General features: G+C 71.9%; 15 protein-coding genes. 3 read left to right on the top strand and 12 right to left on the bottom strand.

Features of this window, described 5'->3' with window-relative positions:
* Window positions 1-67: 67 nt before the first annotated feature.
* From cobT to ABZ915_RS20305, 7 genes are all read right to left on the bottom strand, one after another.
* Window positions 68-4,015 (bottom strand): nicotinate-nucleotide--dimethylbenzimidazole phosphoribosyltransferase, encoded by a 3,948-nt coding sequence (gene cobT / locus ABZ915_RS20335; RefSeq protein WP_361804615.1) that lies wholly within the window; start codon window positions 4,013-4,015, stop codon window positions 68-70.
* Window positions 4,016-4,409: 394 nt separating this feature from the next.
* Window positions 4,410-5,630: a precorrin-6y C5,15-methyltransferase (decarboxylating) subunit CbiE gene (gene cbiE / locus ABZ915_RS20330; RefSeq protein WP_361804612.1), complete on the bottom strand. Its 1,221-nt coding sequence runs from the start codon at window positions 5,628-5,630 to the stop codon at window positions 4,410-4,412.
* A gap of 143 nt (window positions 5,631-5,773) precedes the next feature.
* Entirely contained in the window at window positions 5,774-6,412 is a 639-nt protein-coding gene (locus tag ABZ915_RS20325) for a GNAT family N-acetyltransferase (protein WP_361804609.1), read from the bottom strand.
* A gap of 130 nt (window positions 6,413-6,542) precedes the next feature.
* Window positions 6,543-7,373 (bottom strand): MetQ/NlpA family ABC transporter substrate-binding protein, encoded by an 831-nt coding sequence (locus tag ABZ915_RS20320; protein WP_361804606.1) that lies wholly within the window; start codon window positions 7,371-7,373, stop codon window positions 6,543-6,545.
* Between the two features lie 120 nt (window positions 7,374-7,493).
* Window positions 7,494-8,231 carry a methionine ABC transporter permease gene (locus ABZ915_RS20315; RefSeq protein WP_361804603.1) on the bottom strand — a complete coding sequence of 246 codons (738 nt, stop codon included), beginning with the start codon at window positions 8,229-8,231 and terminating at the stop codon, window positions 7,494-7,496.
* Window positions 8,228-9,271 carry an ATP-binding cassette domain-containing protein gene (locus tag ABZ915_RS20310; RefSeq protein WP_361804600.1) on the bottom strand — a complete coding sequence of 348 codons (1,044 nt, stop codon included), beginning with the start codon at window positions 9,269-9,271 and terminating at the stop codon, window positions 8,228-8,230. The genes ABZ915_RS20315 and ABZ915_RS20310 overlap by 4 nt, the downstream gene beginning before the upstream one ends.
* Window positions 9,272-9,662: 391 nt before the next feature.
* Window positions 9,663-10,313: an HAD family hydrolase gene (locus ABZ915_RS20305; protein ID WP_361804597.1), complete on the bottom strand. Its 651-nt coding sequence runs from the start codon at window positions 10,311-10,313 to the stop codon at window positions 9,663-9,665.
* Window positions 10,314-10,399: 86 nt separating this feature from the next.
* On the opposite strand from ABZ915_RS20305, the gene ABZ915_RS20300 reads away from it, so the two are divergent.
* Window positions 10,400-10,759, top strand: coding sequence for a hypothetical protein (locus ABZ915_RS20300; RefSeq protein ID WP_361440975.1), 360 nt, complete (start codon window positions 10,400-10,402; stop codon window positions 10,757-10,759).
* 2 nt (window positions 10,760-10,761) lie between these two features.
* Entirely contained in the window at window positions 10,762-11,184 is a 423-nt protein-coding gene (locus tag ABZ915_RS20295) for a hypothetical protein (RefSeq protein ID WP_361804594.1), read from the top strand.
* Here the strand turns inward: ABZ915_RS20295 and ABZ915_RS20290 are convergent.
* From ABZ915_RS20290 to ABZ915_RS20280, 3 genes are all read right to left on the bottom strand, one after another.
* Window positions 11,174-11,671 carry a GNAT family N-acetyltransferase gene (locus ABZ915_RS20290; RefSeq protein ID WP_361804591.1) on the bottom strand — a complete coding sequence of 166 codons (498 nt, stop codon included), beginning with the start codon at window positions 11,669-11,671 and terminating at the stop codon, window positions 11,174-11,176. The genes ABZ915_RS20295 and ABZ915_RS20290 overlap by 11 nt on opposite strands.
* 45 nt (window positions 11,672-11,716) lie before the next feature.
* Entirely contained in the window at window positions 11,717-12,223 is a 507-nt protein-coding gene (locus ABZ915_RS20285; RefSeq protein WP_361804588.1) for a sigma-70 family RNA polymerase sigma factor, read from the bottom strand.
* Between the two features lie 76 nt (window positions 12,224-12,299).
* Complete coding sequence (locus ABZ915_RS20280; protein ID WP_361804585.1) at window positions 12,300-13,499, bottom strand: glycerophosphodiester phosphodiesterase; 1,200 nt, start codon at window positions 13,497-13,499, stop codon at window positions 12,300-12,302.
* A gap of 366 nt (window positions 13,500-13,865) precedes the next feature.
* Here ABZ915_RS20280 and ABZ915_RS20275 point away from each other — a divergent pair, with 366 nt between their 5' ends.
* Window positions 13,866-14,537: a lysophospholipid acyltransferase family protein gene (locus ABZ915_RS20275; protein WP_361805117.1), complete on the top strand. Its 672-nt coding sequence runs from the start codon at window positions 13,866-13,868 to the stop codon at window positions 14,535-14,537.
* A gap of 71 nt (window positions 14,538-14,608) precedes the next feature.
* On the opposite strand, the gene ABZ915_RS20270 is transcribed toward ABZ915_RS20275, so the two are convergent.
* Both ABZ915_RS20270 and ABZ915_RS20265 read right to left on the bottom strand, forming a co-directional pair.
* Entirely contained in the window at window positions 14,609-16,135 is a 1,527-nt protein-coding gene (locus ABZ915_RS20270) for an MFS transporter (RefSeq protein WP_361804582.1), read from the bottom strand.
* A complete protein-coding gene (locus ABZ915_RS20265; protein WP_361804579.1) occupies window positions 16,132-16,683 on the bottom strand; it encodes a helix-turn-helix domain-containing protein in 552 nt (183 codons plus the stop codon). Before ABZ915_RS20265 ends, ABZ915_RS20270 begins: the two co-directional genes overlap by 4 nt.
* Window positions 16,684-16,706: the final 23 nt, after the last annotated feature.

Raw genomic sequence — 16,706 nt, 5'->3', positions numbered from 1 at the left:
GTGTGGGCGGGTCAGATGGCTCGGGTGGTCCGGCAGCTGAACACCGGACCACCTCTGCCGTGGCCCCTTACTTCTCCGTTACCCCCGCCGAATCGAACGTCGCCACCTCGTGCATCGCCCGTGCCGTGCTCTGCACCAGCGGCAGGGCGAGCAGCGCGCCCGTGCCCTCGCCCAGGCGCAGGTCGAGGTCGACCAGGGGGCGCAGACCCAGCTTGTTGAGGGCGGCCACATGGCCGGGCTCGGCGCTGCGGTGGCCCGCGATGCACGCGGCGAGGACCTCGGGGGCGATCGCGCGGGCGACCAGCGCGGCGGCACCGGCGCTGACGCCGTCCAGGATCACCGGCGTACGCAGGGAGGCGCCGCCGAGGAGCAGGCCGACCATGGCCGCGTGCTCGAAGCCGCCGATCGCGGCGAGGACGCCGATGGGGTCGGCCGGGTCCGGCTTGTGCAGGTCGAGGGCGCGGCGGACCACCTCGGTCTTGCGGGCCAGCGTCTCGTCGTTGATGCCGGTGCCCCGGCCCGTCACCTCGGACGGGTCGGCGCCCGTGTAGACGGAGATCAGCGCGGCGGACGCGGTGGTGTTCGCGATGCCCATCTCACCGGTGAGCAGCGCCTTGTTGCCGGCCGCCACCAGGTCGCGGGCCGTCTCGATGCCCACCTCGATGGCCTGCTTGACCTCCTCGCGGGTCATCGCGGGCCCGGTGGTCATGTCCGAGGTGCCCGCGCGGACCTTGCGGGGCAGCAGGCCGGGCGTGGCGGGCAGGTCGGCGGCCACGCCGACGTCGATGACGCAGACCTCGGCGCCCACCTGGCCGGCGAAGGCGTTGCAGACCGCTCCCCCGCCGAGGAAGTTCGCGACCATCTGCGCGGTGACCTCCTGCGGCCAGGGGGTGACGCCCTGGGCGTGCACGCCGTGGTCACCGGCGAAGATCGCGACGGCGGCGGGCTCGGGGATCGGCGGCGGGCACTGCCGGGACAGGCCGGACAGCTGCGCGGAGATGATCTCCAGCATGCCGAGCGCGCCGGCCGGCTTGGTCATGCGCTTCTGCCGCTCCCAGGCCTCGCCGAGCGCCTTGGCGTCCAGCGGGCGGATCTGCGAGACGGTCTCGGCGAGCAGGTCGTGCGGGTCCTCGCCGGGCAGCGCGCGCCGGCCGTACGTCTCCTCGTGCACGACCCAGGACAGCGGGCGCCGCTTGGACCAGCCGGCCTGCATCAGCTCGGGCTCGTCCGGGAACTCGTCGACGTACCCGACGCACAGGTAGGCGATGACCTCCAGGTGCTCGGGCAGGCCCAGGGCACGGACCATCTCGCGCTCGTCGAAGAAGCTGACCCAGCCGACGCCGAGGCCCTCGGCGCGGGCGGCGAGCCAGAGGTTCTCGACGGCGAGCGCCGCGGAGTACGGCGCCATCTGCGGCTGGGTGTGCCGGCCGAGGGTGTGGCGGCCGCCGCGGGTGGGGTCGGCGGTGACGACGATGTTCACCGGCGTGTCGAGGATGGCCTCGATCTTCAGTTCCTTGAACTGCTTCGCCCGGCCCTTGGGGAGGGACTTGGCGTAGGCGTCGCGCTGGCGCATGGCCAGTTCGTGCATGCTGCGCCGGGTCTCGGCGGACCGGATGACGACGAAGTCCCAGGGCTGCGAGTGGCCCACGGAGGGCGCGGTGTGGGCCGCCTCCAGGACGCGGAGCAGCACCTCGTGCGGGATCGGGTCGTTGCGGAAGCCGTTGCGGATGTCGCGGCGCTCGCGCATCACCCTGAGCACGGCCTCGCGCTCGGCGTCCTCGTAGCCGGGCGCGGCCGGGCCGGTGGACTGTCCTGCTTCTGCCACTTCGGCCGTGCTCTCTTCCTGGTCGGCGGCCCTGGTGTCCAGGTCCTCCGCGTGCTGTACGACTTCGGGGTGGGGCGCCTCGTCCGGGTGGGCCGGCGCGAGGTCGGCCTCCCGGGGTCCGGGGACCGTGGCGACGGGCTCCGCCGGGGCCGCCGGCTCGTCCTGCGGGAGGACGAGGGGGTGCGGCGGGGTCGGGGCGAGGTGCGGAGTGGTGGGCACCGAGCCCTGCACGGGCACGAACCGGCCCAGCGGCTGGTCCGGGCGCGCCTGCGCCGGCACGCTGCCGGGAGGCGCGGCCGCGGGGTCGCCGGGCGCCGGGGGCTCCTCGGCGGCGGGGGCCAGGGGCTCGGCGACGGGCTCGGGCGCCTGGGCGTGCGGGGCGGCGGGGTCGGCCGCCGGCTGAGCGGGGGCCGTCTCCGGGCCGGTGCCGTCCTCGGCGTGGGCAGTGTCCTCGGGGGTCGCGTCGGGGGTGCCCGGCTCCGCCGGGGTCGCCTCCGGGGCCTGGAGCTCTTCCTGCGGCTGGACGTCCGGGCGCTGGTCCGGCTGCTGCTCCGCCTGGTCGGCCGGCGGCTGCTCCGGTACGAGCGTGGCGGGCTGCGCCTGGTCGCCGGCCTGGGGGTGGCCGAGCTGCGGGCCCTGGACCTGTGCGGGGATGTCGGCACCGGTGGGCGCCGTAGGTACGGCCTCCGCGGCGGCCGGGGCGGACTCGGCGCGCGGCGGCTCCGGGACGGCAGCTACGGCAGCGACGGCAGGAGCCTGCGGGGGCTCGGCGTCGGGCGCGGTCTGCGTGACGTGCTCGGCGGGCTCGGTCGCTTCGGCCGGTTCCGTGGCGGGCGCGCCGGCCGGGGTGTCGGTGGGGGCCTGCGGGGCCTCCGCGGCCGGCGGGGTCGCCTGGGCCTGACCCGCGTCGGGCACCTCCGTGCCCTCGATCGGCTGAACACCCTCCGGGGCCCGGAGGTCGTCGGCGGTCTGCGCGACCTCGGTGGGCTCGGTGGGCTCGGCGACCTCGGCGGCCTGCTCGATCTCCGGGGACTGGACCTGAGCCTCCGGGATCTGGGCCTCTTCCGGCGCCGGAGCGGTCGCCGGAGTGTGCGCGGCCTCCTCGTCCGCGGTCTCCTGGACCTCCACGACCTCCACCGTTGCCTCGCCGGACGCCTCCGCGGCCTCGGGACCCGGCACGGCCTCCGGGGCCTGGGCGACCTGCGGGTCGTGGACAGCCTGCGGGCCGGGCACGGCTTCCGGCGCCTCCGGGCCCGCGAAGTCCGGCACTCCGTCGGGGGCCTGGGCGTCTTCCGGGACCGGGACACTCTCGGGGCCCTGCGCGGCCTCCGGCGCGACGGCGGCCTCGCCGTCCTGCTCCTCGGCCACGGCGTGCGCCGAGTCATGCCCCGGAACGTCCTGCGCCGTGTCCGGCTCCTGAGCGACGACTCCGGCGGCCACTTCCCGCGCCGCCACCTGGGCGGCGGCAGCGGCGGCAGCGGCGACCTCCGTCGTGGCACCCGCCATGGCGGCCTGCGTGGCGAGCCGGGCCACGGCTGCCTGCGCGGCGGAGGGGCCGGTGGCCGGCTCGGGCGTCGGCTCGGGCGCCGGAACAACCGTTTCGGCAGCCGGGGCCTGTGCGTTCACCTGTGCCCCGGGCGCCCCCTGCGCCGCGCCCCACGGAGCCGCGCCCTGCGGGGCGAGGTCGCGCAGCGGCTGCGCGTCGAGGTACTCGGGGCCGGGGGCCTGTGGCCCGGACTGCCGTACCGGCGCGCCGGCGGGGCCGCGGTCGGCGAGGGAGCGGACCGGGCTGGCGGAGGCGTCGGGGATCGGCGGCCCGAGGTGCAGCGGACGTCGCGGGGTCGCCGGGGCCGCCGCGGGGTCGTGCGGCACGGAGAGGATCGGGGACGGCGGGACGGACACGGGCCCCGGGTCGAGCGGGCGGACGCCGCCGAGGTCGACGGAGCCGCTGTCGCGCCCGTCCGTCTCATGCGGGCCCGGCTCGTGGACGGTCTCCAGGACCGGCTCCGGAGGCGGCGGCGGCACCTCGTTGCCCCACGCGCCCTGGGCACCGGGCAGCAGCAGGTCTTCGTCCTCGGCGGTGGTCTCGGAGAGGTAGGTGTACGCGGCGTGCGCGGGGACGCCCGGCTGCTCCACCATGCCTGCGCTCTCCGGCAGTCCCTCGGCCGGGACCTGGCCGGTGTCCGTCATGCGTACCCCTCGCCCATCGGTTAGTGCTCCTACGACCAGCTCAACCGGAACGGCGCACCGACCGCCCCGTAGTGAAGAACGAGCGTGCGTGCCCAGCGGCACGAACGGCCCGCCCGGAAAAGGCGACAAAGCCATTCAGTGGCATTGTCGCGGGCATGCCGCCGTCGTGACAGCTTGATCCGCGACAGGCCGCTGTGGACTGCGCCACGTTGCGCGTCCTCCGGTTCTGCCGTACCACACTCGTCCCAAACCGGGCGGGTTTTCCGGACATTGACGAACGAATTTCCGGGCCACCTGATGCGGTACAACGATCGGCCAGCCTACCGCGCGTGGTACGACAAGCGGATCACGGGGCGCGGTCGGGCAGTCCCGCCCGTCGCCCGGCCACCACCCCTCAACGAGGCGCTTCGCGCCGCAGCAATTCCCCTGTGAGCAGGAACGCGACACTCCGTTCCGTCTCCCTCCAGGCCCGCGTGTCGAGTTCGACGGACTGTAGGAGGGCGCACTCGACCCGGTAGCCGTGCTCGGTCAGGTCCCGGCCGACGAGTTCGGCCGCGTCACGGGTCGCGGCGTGCGTGACGATGCGCTGCGGCCGGCGGTCGGCGACCGCGGAGACCACGGCCGCTCCCCCGCCGCCGACACGGACGACGTCCGGTTCGGGCAGGTTCTCCAGGACGTGCGGGGCGGTGCCGCGCACGATCTGGAGCTGCACCCCGAAGCGCCGTGCGGCGGCCTCGGTGCGGGCGCAGGCCTCCAGGTTCCGGTCGACGGCGATGACGGCGGCGCCGGCCCGCCCGGCCTCCGTGGCGAACGCGCCGCTGCCGCAGCCGATGTCCCACACCAGGTCGCCGACGCGCGGTCCCAGGCGGGCGAGTTGGGCGGCGCGGAGCAGATCCGTCTCCCCTTCGCCGAGCCCGCCGCCGTACTCCTCGTCGGGCAGCACCCAGCCGCGCGGGCCTGCGCCCGGTTCCCGGCCGGAGATCCAGCCGTCCCCCGGCGCGGCGGGACCAGCCGGGCCGCCGATGACGATGACGACATTGGGGTCGCGCCAGGTGTGGTCTGCGGCGTTGTCGGAGGTGACGACCGAGACCTGCTCGCGTTCGGTGCCCAGTTCCTCGCAGATGACGAAGGTGCGGTGCACGCCTTCGAGGAGCAGACCGAGTTCGGCGGGGCCGGCGCCGGGTGAGGTGAGGACGGCGACCTTGGTGTGGGCGCGGCACACATTCACCGCGCGTCGCAGGGTGCGCCGGTGTGCGACGACCACTTGGGCGTCGTCCCAGGGCATGCCCGCGCGGGCGAAGGCGGCGGCCACGGAGGAGACGGCGGGCACGACCTCGACCTCGAGGCCGAACTCCGGTGCGCGCAGGGTGCGTACGACGCCGAAGAAGCCGGGGTCGCCGTCGGCGAGGACGACCGCGGTGCCGCGGTGGGCGGCGATACGGCGGGCGGCCAGGGCGACGCTGCCGAGGCGGACGCGCTCGGCGGTGCGGGGGACCTCGGGGAGCGCCAGATGGTGGGCCGCGCCCGCCACGAGGCTGGCGGCCCCGAGCGCGGAACGTGCCGCGTCGGTCAGCGGCGAGCCGTCCCAGCCGATCACCGTGACCCGGTCGGCCATCGTCGTCAGTCTCCAGGTTTTCGCAGGTCGTCAGCGTACGGGTGCCCACAGTCGGGTCCCGTGAGAGTACCTGGTGGAGCTGCCGGGCGCGCGGTGGGCGGTGTCGCCGCGGGTCCCGTCCGGTCTGTTCCCGTCGGTTCCAGTCAGTTCCAGTCGGGGAATGACGTGAAACCACCGGTGTCGGCGAGCTGTTCGCCCGCGCCTTCCAGGTCCTCCGGGAGCAGGCTCCACACGATGAAGTCGGTACGGACGTCGCTCCAGGTGCCGTCCTCGGCGCGGACGTGGGCTATGCAGGCGTTGCGCAGCACGCCCTCGCTGATGCAGCCGATCTTCTGCGCGACCTGCTGGGAGGCGGTGTTGTCGGCGGCGGTGCGCAGTTCGATGCGCTCGAACTTCTGGTTGCCGAGCAGCCATTGGGCGGTGGCGAGGGCGGCCTCGGAGGCGTAGCCCTCGCCGCGGGCCCAGGGGGCGATGATGTACGACAGTTCGGTGGACCGTACGTGCCAGCTGGTCTTGGCCAACTGGACGATGCCCACCAGGCGCTGGGTGAGGAACTCGGTGACCGCGAGGTCGAGGCCGCGCCCCGCGGCACGTTCGGCGGGGGCGTACTCGGTGATCCAGCGGCGGGCCTGGTCCGTGGTGTAGGGCTGGGGCACGTCGGTCCAGGCCCCGACCTGCTCGTCGTTCATCATCTCGGCCAGGGCGGCCACGTCGTCCTCGTCGAGGGGCCGCAGCACCAACCGCTCCGTGCTGATGGAGATGTTGGGGAAGGTGCTAGTCATGCGCCGCTCCGTAACCTTCGGAAAACTGCAGGGCCTGCTGAACTGCCCAGCATGCAGCATGAAAGCACCGAACCGCACAACGGGGTCCACTCCCCGTGAGGGAGTGGACCCCGTGCGTGGCGATTTGGGATCAGAACGACGCGATGACCGAACCCTGGTACTTGTCCTCGATGAACTTCTTCACCTCGGGCGAGGTCAGGAGCTTGGCGAGCTTCTTCACGCGCGGGTCCTTCTCGTTGCCCTTCTTCACCGCGAGGAAGTTGCCGTACGGGCTGTTCTTCGCGGACTCCAGGACGAGGGCCTCCTTCGCGGGCTTGATCCCGGCGGAGATGGCGTAGTTGCCGTTGACGACGGCGGCGTCCACATCGTCCAGGGAGCGCGCGGTCTGGGCCGCCTCGACCTCCTTGAACTTGAGGTTCTTGGGGTTCTTGGCGATGTCCTGCGGGGTCGCCTCGTTGCCCGCGCCGTCCTTGAGCGTGATGAGCCCGTTGGCGGCGAGCAGCTTGAGGGCGCGCGCCTCGTTCACGGCGTCGTTCGGGACGGCGATGGTCGCACCGCTCTTGAGCGCGTCGGCCTTCTTGACCTTGTGGGAGTACAGGCCGAGCGGCTCCAGGTGCACCGTGACGACGGGCACGATGTGGGTGCCGCGCTTCTTGTTGAAGTCGTCCAGGTAGGGCTGGTTCTGGAAGTAGTTGGCGTCGACCGAGCCGTCCTCGGTCGCCGTGTTCGGCACGATGTAGTCCTGGAACTCCTTGACCTCCAGGTCGAGGCCCGCCTTCTTCGCCAGGTTCTCCTTGACGAAGTTCAGGATCTCGGCGTGGGGGGTGGGGCTGGCGGCGACGACCAGCGGGCCGCTGTAGTCGGCGGCGGCGGAGTCCTTGTCCGAGCCGCAGGCGGTGAGCCCGAAGGTGAGGGCTCCGGCGGCGAGGACAGCGGTGGTGATCTTGGCGGTGTTACGCACGAAAAGTGCCTTTCCTATGGTGGTGCGACCCCTTGGATCAAGGGGTGTCGGCGCGAAGCGCCGTCGTTGAGGGGTGGTGGTCGGGTGACGGGTGGGCGTGCGGGGAGTCTCAGGGGGTGTTCAGGCGACCTTGCCGACGTCGGCCGCCGCGGGCTCCTTGGCCTTCAGCAGGCGGAGCTTCGGCGCGGGGCCGGAGCGGCCGCCCCGGTGGTGCAGGGAACGGGCCGCGTAGTCGCCGGCGAACTGGATGAGGGAGATGACGACGGCGAGGATCGCCACGGTGATCCACATCATCTGGGTCTCGAAGCGCTGGTAGCCGTAGCGGATGGCGATGTCGCCGAGGCCACCCGCGCCGACGGTGCCGGCCATGGCGGAGTAGCCGATGAGCGCGACGATCGTGGTGGTGGTACTGGAGATCAGGGAGGGCAGGGACTCCGGTAGGAGCACCTTGCGGACGATCGTCCAGGTGTTGCCGCCCATCGACTGCACGGCCTCGACGAGTCCGCCGTCCACTTCCCGGACAGCCGTCTCGACCAGACGCGCGAAGAAGGGGATGGCGCCGATGGCGAGCGGCACGATCGCGGCCTCACGGCCGATGGTCGTTCCGGTGGTCGAGCGCGTGAAGTTCATCAGCGCCACCATCAGGATGATGAACGGCATGGAGCGGGCGACGTTCACGATCTGCCCGATGACCTTGTTCGCCAAGACGTTCTGGAGCAGTCCGCCCCGGTCCGTGAGGACGAGCAGGATGCCGAGCGGAAGCCCGCCGACGACGGCGATCAGCGTGGACCAGCCGACCATGTAGAGCGTGTCCCAACAGGCCTGGGACAGCAGGGGCTGCATCTCGGACCAGGTCACTTGGCACCTTCCTTCACCAGTGCGGGCTCCTGGCCCTGGTTGCCGACGACGTCGATCTGGAGTCCCTGCTCGCGCAGGAAGCCGATCGGCACGACGTTGTCCTCGTAGCGGCCGGGCAGTTCGATGCGCATACGGCCGATCTGGAGGCCGCCGACGGTGTCGATGGCGGCGCCGAGGATCGATATGTCGATGTTGTAGGTGCGCGCGAGCTGGGAGATGACCGGCTGGGTGGCGGCCTCGCCCTGGAAGGTGACGTCCACGACGGTGCGGTCGGCGCCGGCGGCCTCGCCGCCCACCGGGAACAGCGCGGCGGCGAGTTCGGAGCCCGGGGTGGCCAGGAGCTCGCTGACCGTGCCGGACTCCACGACGCGCCCCTTCTCCATCAGCGCGGCGGAGTCGCAGATCGACTTGACGACGTCCATCTCGTGGGTGATGAGCAGGACGGTCAGCCCGAGCTGCCGGTTGAGGTCGCGCAGCAGCGCCAGGATCGAGCGGGTGGTCTCCGGGTCGAGGGCGCTGGTGGCCTCGTCGGACAGCAGCACCTTGGGGTCGCCGGCCAGGGCGCGGGCGATGCCGACGCGCTGCTTCTGGCCGCCGGAGAGCTGGGCCGGGTAGGCCTTGGCCTTGTCGGCGAGGCCGACCAGGTCGAGCAGCTCCAGCGCCTTGCGGGAACGTTCCTTCCCCGACTTGCCGAGGATCTCGAGCGGCAGCTCGACGTTGTCCTGGACGGTCCTGGAGGACAGCAGGTTGAAGTGCTGGAAGACCATGCCGATCCGGCTGCGGGCCTGGCGCAGCTCCCGGCCGGCGCGCGGTCCGCGCCCGGCGAGGGCGGTGAGGTCCTGGCCGGCGACGGTGACCGTGCCGGCGGTGGGACGCTCCAGCAGGTTGACGCAGCGGATCAGCGAGGACTTGCCGGCGCCGGACTGTCCGATGACGCCGTACACCTCGCCTTCGCGGACGTGCAGGTCGACGCCGTCGAGGGCGGTGACCTCGCGGCCGCGGGATCGGTAGACCTTGGTGAGGCCCGATGTGGTGATCACGTGGGTTTCCGTCACTGTCGAGTGCGCGGGCGTGGATGTGCCCGGGCACGGGTGCATTCGTTCAGGGACGCGACACGGTTCTCGCGGTGGCGATGGAACCGGGGGAGAACATGTGCGCGGGGCGCGGCTCAGGTCACGTACGGCTCACGGCGTACGAACGTGCCACGGCGGCTCGCTTCGGGGCGCGAGCTCGGGGGTGGTGCGGGGGCCCTCTAGAAGGCGCACATTCGGCACATGCGACACATACAACGAGCACCGGGCGCCATGGTCGCCTCGGTCGCAGGGATGCGGCAGCTCGTCGTGGTCATGCGATCAGTAAACCAGACGTACGGTCCTGACAGGCCTCGGTTGTCCGCATGCCGGACAGCCGTGGACAGGGGCCGGTACGAGGTCAGCCGCGGGCGGATATCCGGATTCCCCCGTCGGTGACCAGTGCGGACAGGGCCGACAGGTTCTCGACCACCAGGTCGGCGACCAGTTCGTGGGCCTGGTGTGTTGTGGTCAATGCCACGGTGGTCATGCCGGCGGCGCGGCCCGCCCGGAGGCCCGCGGGGGCGTCCTCGAAGACGACGCAGCGGGCCGGGTCCACGCCCAGGCGGCGGGCGGCGAGCAGGTAGGGCTCGGGGTCGGGCTTGCCGCGCGTGATGTCGTCGGCGGCGATCAGTGTCTTGGGCCGGATGCCGACGGCGTCCAGCCGGGCTTCCGCGAGCCGCCGGGTGGCGGAGGTGACGACGGCCCACGCGTCGGCGGGCAGCGAGCCGAGGAGGTTCTCGGTACCGGGCAGCAGGCGGACACCGCCGTTCGGGACGTCCTCGACCTCCAGTTGCTCGACCCGCGCGACGGCCTCCGGCACGAGCCCGGCGGGCAGCAGGTCGGCGACGATCTCCGCCGCGGGCCGCCCGTGCAGCTCGACCCGCCCGAACTCCTCGGCCGTGATCCCGTACTCCCGGGCCCACCGCGTCCAGCAGCGCTCCACGGAGTCGAGGGAGGAGACCAGGGTGCCGTCGTTGTCGAACAACAGGGCTTGTGCGTCGATCATCATGGTCCGGACCCTACGGGCCCCGCGCGCCCCGGCCGACGGGCGGGCCCGCGCGCATCGGGCCGTTTGGGCCGTAATAGGGTCACCGCATGCTCAATGCCCTGACGCTGGTGACCGGCGTCGCCGCGCTGCTGCTCGCCGCCTGGTGCGGGTGGGCCGCCTACCGGGACCAGCCGACCAAGGACTGGCACTTCATCGGGATGGCCGTGGTGTCCCTGCTGGCCGTGGCGCAGCTGGTGATCGGGATCGTGCAGCTGGCTCGGGGCGAGAAGCCGGAGCAGGGCACGACGATCTTCGTGGCGTATCTGCTGGGCGCGTTCGCGTGCGTGCCGGCGGCGGGGTTCATGTCGCTGGCCGAGCGGACCCGCTGGGGCTCGGTGACGGTCGCGGCCGGTGGTGTGGTGCTGGCCGTGCTCGAGGTGCGGCTCTATGACATCTGGGGAAGGTGACAATGGCCACCGTGGAGGACAAGCCGGCGCGGACGCGGCTCATCAGCGGGCCGGGGATGCTGCTCGTCTGGTTCTACGGCGTGATGGTCGTCGGGGCCGTGTCCCGTTCCGCCTACCAGATCGCGACGGACTTCGGCCGGGCGCCGCTCGCCTACTCGCTGTCGGCGGTGGCGGGCGTGGTCTACGGCTTCATCACGTACACGCTGGTGCGCGGCGGGGAGACCGCCCGCAGGGCGGCACTGGTGTGCTGTGCCGCCGAGCTGGCAGGTGTACTGGTCGTCGGTACCTGGACCCTGGTCGAGCCGTCGTCCTTCCCGGACGCGACCGTCTGGTCCGACTACGGCATGGGCTACGTCTTCATTCCGGTGCTGCTGCCGCTGTCCGCCATCTACTGGCTGCGGAAGTCGCGCACGGTCAGGCAGTAGCGGCGTACGTCCCGGCCGACTTCTCCAGGACGATCATCTCCACACCGTCGGCGCCCCTGGACGTGCCCACCGTCTGGTAGCCGACCCGGCGGTACAGGCGGAGGTTGCCCTCGCTGCGGTGTCCGGTGTGCAGGCGGAACCTCTTGGCACCGCGCTCCTGCGCCAGGGCCCCCTCGGCCGCGCGCAGCAGGCGGGCGCCGATGCCGTGCCCCTGGAGGCGCGGGTGGACGCAGAGCTTGCCGATGCAGGCCGCGCCGTCCTCGGTGATCCGGCCGCGCACCGAGCCGACCACCTCCTCGCCGAGCCGAGCGACGAAGACACAGTCGGAGGTGACCTCCTGGCGGACCGATTCGAGGGTTTGAACGAGCGGGTCGATGCGGTAATTGCCGTACAGCGCGGCCTCGCTCTGGAAAGACAGGTACTGGAGCTTGAAGATCTGCTCTGCATCCTGCTCGGTCGCCACCGAGATGGTCACGCTCATGCCCATGTGCGCACGCCTCCCGCTCACCTGATCACCGGTCGTTCCCCACTCCTATCCCCGCACTTCGCGGGCCGCAACCTCCGGTGTCAGCAATCGCCGAAGACATCCCAGGCATCTGGAACGTTCCGGTCCAAGACTGCCCTGTGAGATACCCAACTCCCCCGCGATCTCCCGATAGGTGAGGTCCCGCGGCGACAGCAGGGCCTCCATCAGCCGTGGGCAGCGGCCCGGCAGCCTGCGCACCGCGTCGCGCAGGGCACGGCGCCGGGCGGCGGCGAGGGCCAGCTGCTCCGGGTCGCGCTCGCGGTCGTCGACGGGATCACCGTCGTAGGGCCGCTCGTGACGGGTCGTACGACGGCTGCGGCGCGCCTCGGCACGGACCGCCTTGCGCAGCCAGCCCTGCGGATCGAACGGCGGCCCGTCGGCCTGAAGCCGCTCCAGCAGGCGGAGCCAGACCGCCTGCTCCAGGTCTCCCGGTTCGGCCCCGGCCGCATATGCCTCGGCGGAGGCCTCGGCGGTCAGGAGCGGGCGCAGGGAGGCAACCAGGTCGTGCGTCATATGCAGTGCGACGCGGCCGCCCCGGGGCAGGTTGCCGGAGCGGCCGCGAGTCCCCTCGAACGGGGTGCCGGACGGATCAGCCGTTGACGAAGTCCGCGCGGGCGAGCACACCGGTGTCCGCGTTGTCGGTGAACACCCCGTCCATGCCGGTCGCGAAGTACGTCTTGAACGCACCGAAGGCGTCACCGTAGGCGTCCGCGTCGGTGCCCTTGCGGTACTCGGCCGGCAGGAAGGGGTTCTCGTTGCGCATGGTGTACGGGTGCAGGATCAGACCCACCGCGTGGGCGTCCTTGACCAGGCTGGTCGGCGTGGTGAGCCTGCCGCTCGCGTCCTTGGGGATGACCAGGTCCAGCGTCGGGCCGATGCCCTGCGCGTAACCGGCGATCTCCCTGAGGCCCTTCGGGGTGATCAGGTCGGCGACGGTGCGCGGGTCGCCCGTCGCGACGAAGTCGTAGGGCTGCGTGTTCGCGGCGGACAGCAGGACGACCAGGGGGTTGTCGACCAGTGTGTTCAGGCGCTGGATGCTGCTCGGCTCGAAGGACTGGAGGATGACCGGCGAGGTCCGCTTGTCCTTGCCGTGCTTGCGCAGCAGCTTGGCCACCCGCTCCTCGAGACCGAGGCCGAGCCCCCGGAAGTAGGTGGGGTGCTTGGTCTCGGGGTAGATCCACACCTGCTTGCCGCGCTTGCGGGTCTGCTCGTCCTGCCACTTCAGGACCTCTTCGAACGTGGGGATCTCCCAGCGTCCGTTGTAGAGGGTGTTGTGCGGGCGGTTGGCCGGGATGCGCTCGACGGCGCGCAGCGTCTTCAGTTCGGCGAGCGTGAAGTCCTCGGTGAACCAGCCGGTGGTGGAGACCCCGTCGAGGACCTTGGTGGTCTTGCGGTCGGCGAACTCCGGATGGGAGGCCACGTCCGTGGTGCCGCCGATCTCCGGCTCGTGACGGCAGACGAGGTGACCGTCCTTGGTGGGCACCAGGTCGCCCGCCTCGACGACGTCCGCGCCGAGGTCCAGGGCCAGCTGGTACGAGCCGAAGGTGTGCTCGGGCCGGTAGCCGCTGGCACCCCGGTGCCCGATGATCGTCGGCACGGGCAGGCTCTTGAGACCCCTGCCCCCGGTCGCCTTCTCCTCCGTGGCTCTGGCCGCACCGGGCAGCCCGAGGACCGCTCCGCCCGCGCCGAGCACCGCGGCGCCGAGCAGTGCCCGCCGTCCGGTCGCGTGCTGCCGCGCGTTCGCGTCCCGCTCGTTCGAGACCTGACCGTTCGAGTCCCGGGTTTCCATGAGGGTCCTCCTGCCGTGCGCCGTCGGTGCGGGCCGATGGTAGGGGCGTGGACATGACCCGCGGGAGACGCTGGTCCGAACAGGTGGGTGACGCCAGATGGCCTATGGAGGGCAAGATGTGACGATCCGTCGGCTTCGGCCGGCGGACCCCGGGTACCCGCCGGAACAAGGCTCTGGAGCGAGGTCCGTCACATCATCGCGGTGGCGTTACGGGCAGCCGTCTGTGCGGTGCCGCAGGTAAACCCGCGTCAACAGTGCGTAAGACATCGGTGAACCGGACGCCCCCGATGTGCGTTTCGCAGCGAGCCGCGAGTATCGTCCTCACCTGCACATACACATATCGACCCCTTGACATCGGAGGACCCGTTGTCCCGCTTCGCGCTCATCAAGGCAGTGCTCGGACCGATCATGCGCCTGATGTTCCGCCCACAGGTGGAGGGCGTGGAGCACATCCCGGGCGACGGCCCGGTCATCCTGGCCGGCAACCACCTCACCTTCATCGACTCGATGATCCTCCCGCTGGTGTGCGACCGTCAGGTCTTCTTCATCGGCAAGGACGAGTACGTCACCGGCAAGAGCCTCAAGGGCCGGCTGATGGCGTGGTTCTTCACCGGCGTCGGCATGATCCCCGTGGACCGTGACGGCGGGCGCGGTGGCGTGGCCGCGCTGATGACCGGGCGGCGGGTGCTGGAGGAGGGGAAGATCTTCGGGATCTACCCCGAGGGCACGCGGTCGCCCGACGGCCGTCTGTACCGGGGGCGTACCGGTATCGCGCGCTTGACGTTGATGACCGGGGCGCCGGTGGTTCCCTTCGCGATGATCGGCACGGACAAGTTGCAGCCGGGGGGCCGGGGTATGCCGCGGCCCGGCCGTGTGACGGTTCGTTTCGGCGAGGCGATGGAGTTCTCCCGGTACGAGGGGATGGACCGGGACCGGTATGTGCTTCGGGCCGTGACCGACTCCGTGATGACCGAGGTCATGCTGCTGTCGGGGCAGGAGTATGTGGACATGTACGCCACCAAGGCCAAGGCTGCCTGACGCCTCCGGCGGTTCGGCCGTACGTCAAGTACAGGTGTGGGGCTGGTCGCGCCCCTGACGGGGCGCTGTCCTCAGTCGGCGCTTTGCAGCTTCTGCCCCTTCAGCAAGAGCCACGCGCCCACCGATGTCGCCAGCAGCACCACCGCACCCGCGCCCGAGGCCAGGTGCAGGCCGTGGACGAAGGAGTCGCGGGCCGCGTCGAGGAGGGCCTTCGCCGTGTGCGGGGGCATGTTCGTCGACGCCTCCACCGCCGCGCCCAGTGACTCGTGTGCCCCCTCGGGGGTGCCGGCCGGGCCGGTGAAGTCGCGGTACGCGGCTGTCATGATCGAGCCGAGCAGGGCGATGCCGAGGGCGGCGCCGAGTTCGTAGGCCGTTTCGGAGACCGCGGAGGCGGCGCCCGCCTGTTCCTCGGGGACGCCGGCGAGGATGACGTCGGCGGTGACGGTGAAGGAGAAGCCCGCGCCGACGCCGACGACCAGGAGCGCGGCGCCGAGGACCGGGTAGCCGGTCGACTGGCTCAGCGTCGTCAGCGCGGCGAGGGCGAGGCCCATGGCCGCGAGGCCGCCGGAGACCACGGACCGGACCGAGAAGCGCCGGGCCGCGCGGCCCGCGACCAGGCCGGCCGCCACCGCGCCGACGGCGGCGGGCAGTTCCGCGAGCCCGGCCTCGAACGGGCGCCTGCCCTGCACGAGTTGCAGGTACTGGGAGAGGAAGAACACCAGCCCGGACAGGCCGAGGATGGTGAGCAGGTCGGCCAGGACCGCGCCGCTGAGACCCCGGTTGCGGAAGAGGCGCATGTCCAGCAGCGGGGCCGGGAGCGTGAGCTGGCGGCGTACGAACCCGTACAGGGCCGCCGCGCCCAGCAGGCCCACGCCGAGCGTCACACTGGTGAAGCCGTGGGTGGCAGCCTCCTTCACCGCGTACACCAGGGCGATCATGCCGACCAGGGACAGGACGACGCTGATCAGGTCCCAGGGGCCGGGGTCGGGGTTGCGGGACTCGGGGAGCGTGCGGATGCCGACCAGGACCAGGACCGCCATCACGGGCAGGTTGATCAGGAAGACCGAGCCCCACCAGAAGTGCTCGAGCAGGAAACCGCCGACGATGGGGCCGACCGCCGTACCGGCGGAGGCGGTGGCGCCCCAGATGCCGACGGCGAGGCTCCGCTCGCGCGGGTCGTGGAAGAGGTTGCGGATCAGGGCCAGCGTGGCGGGCATCAGGGTGGCACCGGCGACGCCGAGCAGCGCCCGCGCCAGGATCATCAGCTCCGGCGTCGTGGCGTAGGCGTTGAGGACGGATATCGCGCCGAACACGGTCGCGCCGCCGAGCAGGATCCGCTTGCGGCCGATGCGGTCGCCGAGGCTGCCCATGGAGACCAGCAGACCGGCGATGACGAAGGAGTAGACGTCACCGATCCACAGCAGCTGCGTGCCGGTCGGCTCGAGGTCCTCACTGATGTACGGGGTGGCGAGGCCGAGGACGGTCGCGTCCACGGCCACGAGCAGCACGGCGAGCACGAGGACCGAGAGCGCGAGCCAACGGCCCGGGCGCTGCTCCGCCTCCCGCGTCACGAACGCCGGCCGCAGGGTGCTGGTCATGATTCCTCTCTCCGTAGCGCACCGCCGAGCAGCAGCTCGACGATCATGTGGTGGAAGTCCTTGGGGGCGCCCTTGCCGCTCTGTACGACCCAGATGCCGGAGGCCAGCAGGCCGTAGAGCGCCTCGGTCAGCCAGGCGGGGGTGAGGTCGATGCGGAACTCGCCGCTGAGCTGGCCGCGCCGGAACAGGGCGGAGACGCGGTCGTCCATCCGGGACCAGCCCTCGTTCTGCTCCTCGCCCTCGAAGAGCTGGTTCTCGGTGTAGAGGAAGGCGAGCAGTCCGGCGGCCGGTTCGATCTCCTTCACGAACCGGCGCAGGGCGTCCTGGACCGGCCCCTCGTCGAGCCGCGCCCTGTCCAGCGCGGCGTCGCACTCCTCTATGCCGAGCGCCTCCAGCGCCCGCACGAGCGCGTCGCGCCCGGCGAAGTGGCGGTGCAGGGTGGCACGGCTGATCCCGGCGGCCTTGGCGACCTCGTCCATGGTCGCGGTGGATTTACGGGTCAGCAGCGCGGCTGCGCTGCGCAGCACGTGGGCACGATCGACAGCCATGAGACGAGAATAGCCCATGTGAG

This window comes from Streptomyces sp. NPDC046915 (genome assembly GCF_040644935.1).
In the GTDB taxonomy this organism is placed as follows: Bacteria; Actinomycetota; Actinomycetes; order Streptomycetales; family Streptomycetaceae; genus Streptomyces.
Note: the sequence above shows the minus strand (reverse complement) of the source record. Positions and strands in the feature narration are given on the sequence as shown.

Bases quoted from the DNA above. Each gene is read 5' to 3' on its own strand.
- ABZ915_RS20305 (WP_361804597.1), bottom strand. From the start codon at position 10,313: ATGATGATCGACGCACAAGCCCTGTTGTTCGACAACGACGGCACCCTG.
- ABZ915_RS20270 (WP_361804582.1), bottom strand. From the start codon at position 16,135: ATGACCAGCACCCTGCGGCCGGCGTTCGTGACGCGGGAGGCGGAGCAG.
- cobT (WP_361804615.1), bottom strand. From the start codon at position 4,015: ATGACGGACACCGGCCAGGTCCCGGCCGAGGGACTGCCGGAGAGCGCA.
- ABZ915_RS20285 (WP_361804588.1), bottom strand. From the start codon at position 12,223: ATGACGCACGACCTGGTTGCCTCCCTGCGCCCGCTCCTGACCGCCGAG.
- cbiE (WP_361804612.1), bottom strand. From the start codon at position 5,630: ATGGCCGACCGGGTCACGGTGATCGGCTGGGACGGCTCGCCGCTGACC.
- ABZ915_RS20295 (WP_361804594.1), top strand. From the start codon at position 10,762: ATGGCCACCGTGGAGGACAAGCCGGCGCGGACGCGGCTCATCAGCGGG.
- ABZ915_RS20325 (WP_361804609.1), bottom strand. From the start codon at position 6,412: ATGACTAGCACCTTCCCCAACATCTCCATCAGCACGGAGCGGTTGGTG.
- ABZ915_RS20290 (WP_361804591.1), bottom strand. From the start codon at position 11,671: ATGGGCATGAGCGTGACCATCTCGGTGGCGACCGAGCAGGATGCAGAG.
- ABZ915_RS20300 (WP_361440975.1), top strand. From the start codon at position 10,400: ATGCTCAATGCCCTGACGCTGGTGACCGGCGTCGCCGCGCTGCTGCTC.
- ABZ915_RS20265 (WP_361804579.1), bottom strand. From the start codon at position 16,683: ATGGCTGTCGATCGTGCCCACGTGCTGCGCAGCGCAGCCGCGCTGCTG.
- ABZ915_RS20280 (WP_361804585.1), bottom strand. From the start codon at position 13,499: ATGGAAACCCGGGACTCGAACGGTCAGGTCTCGAACGAGCGGGACGCG.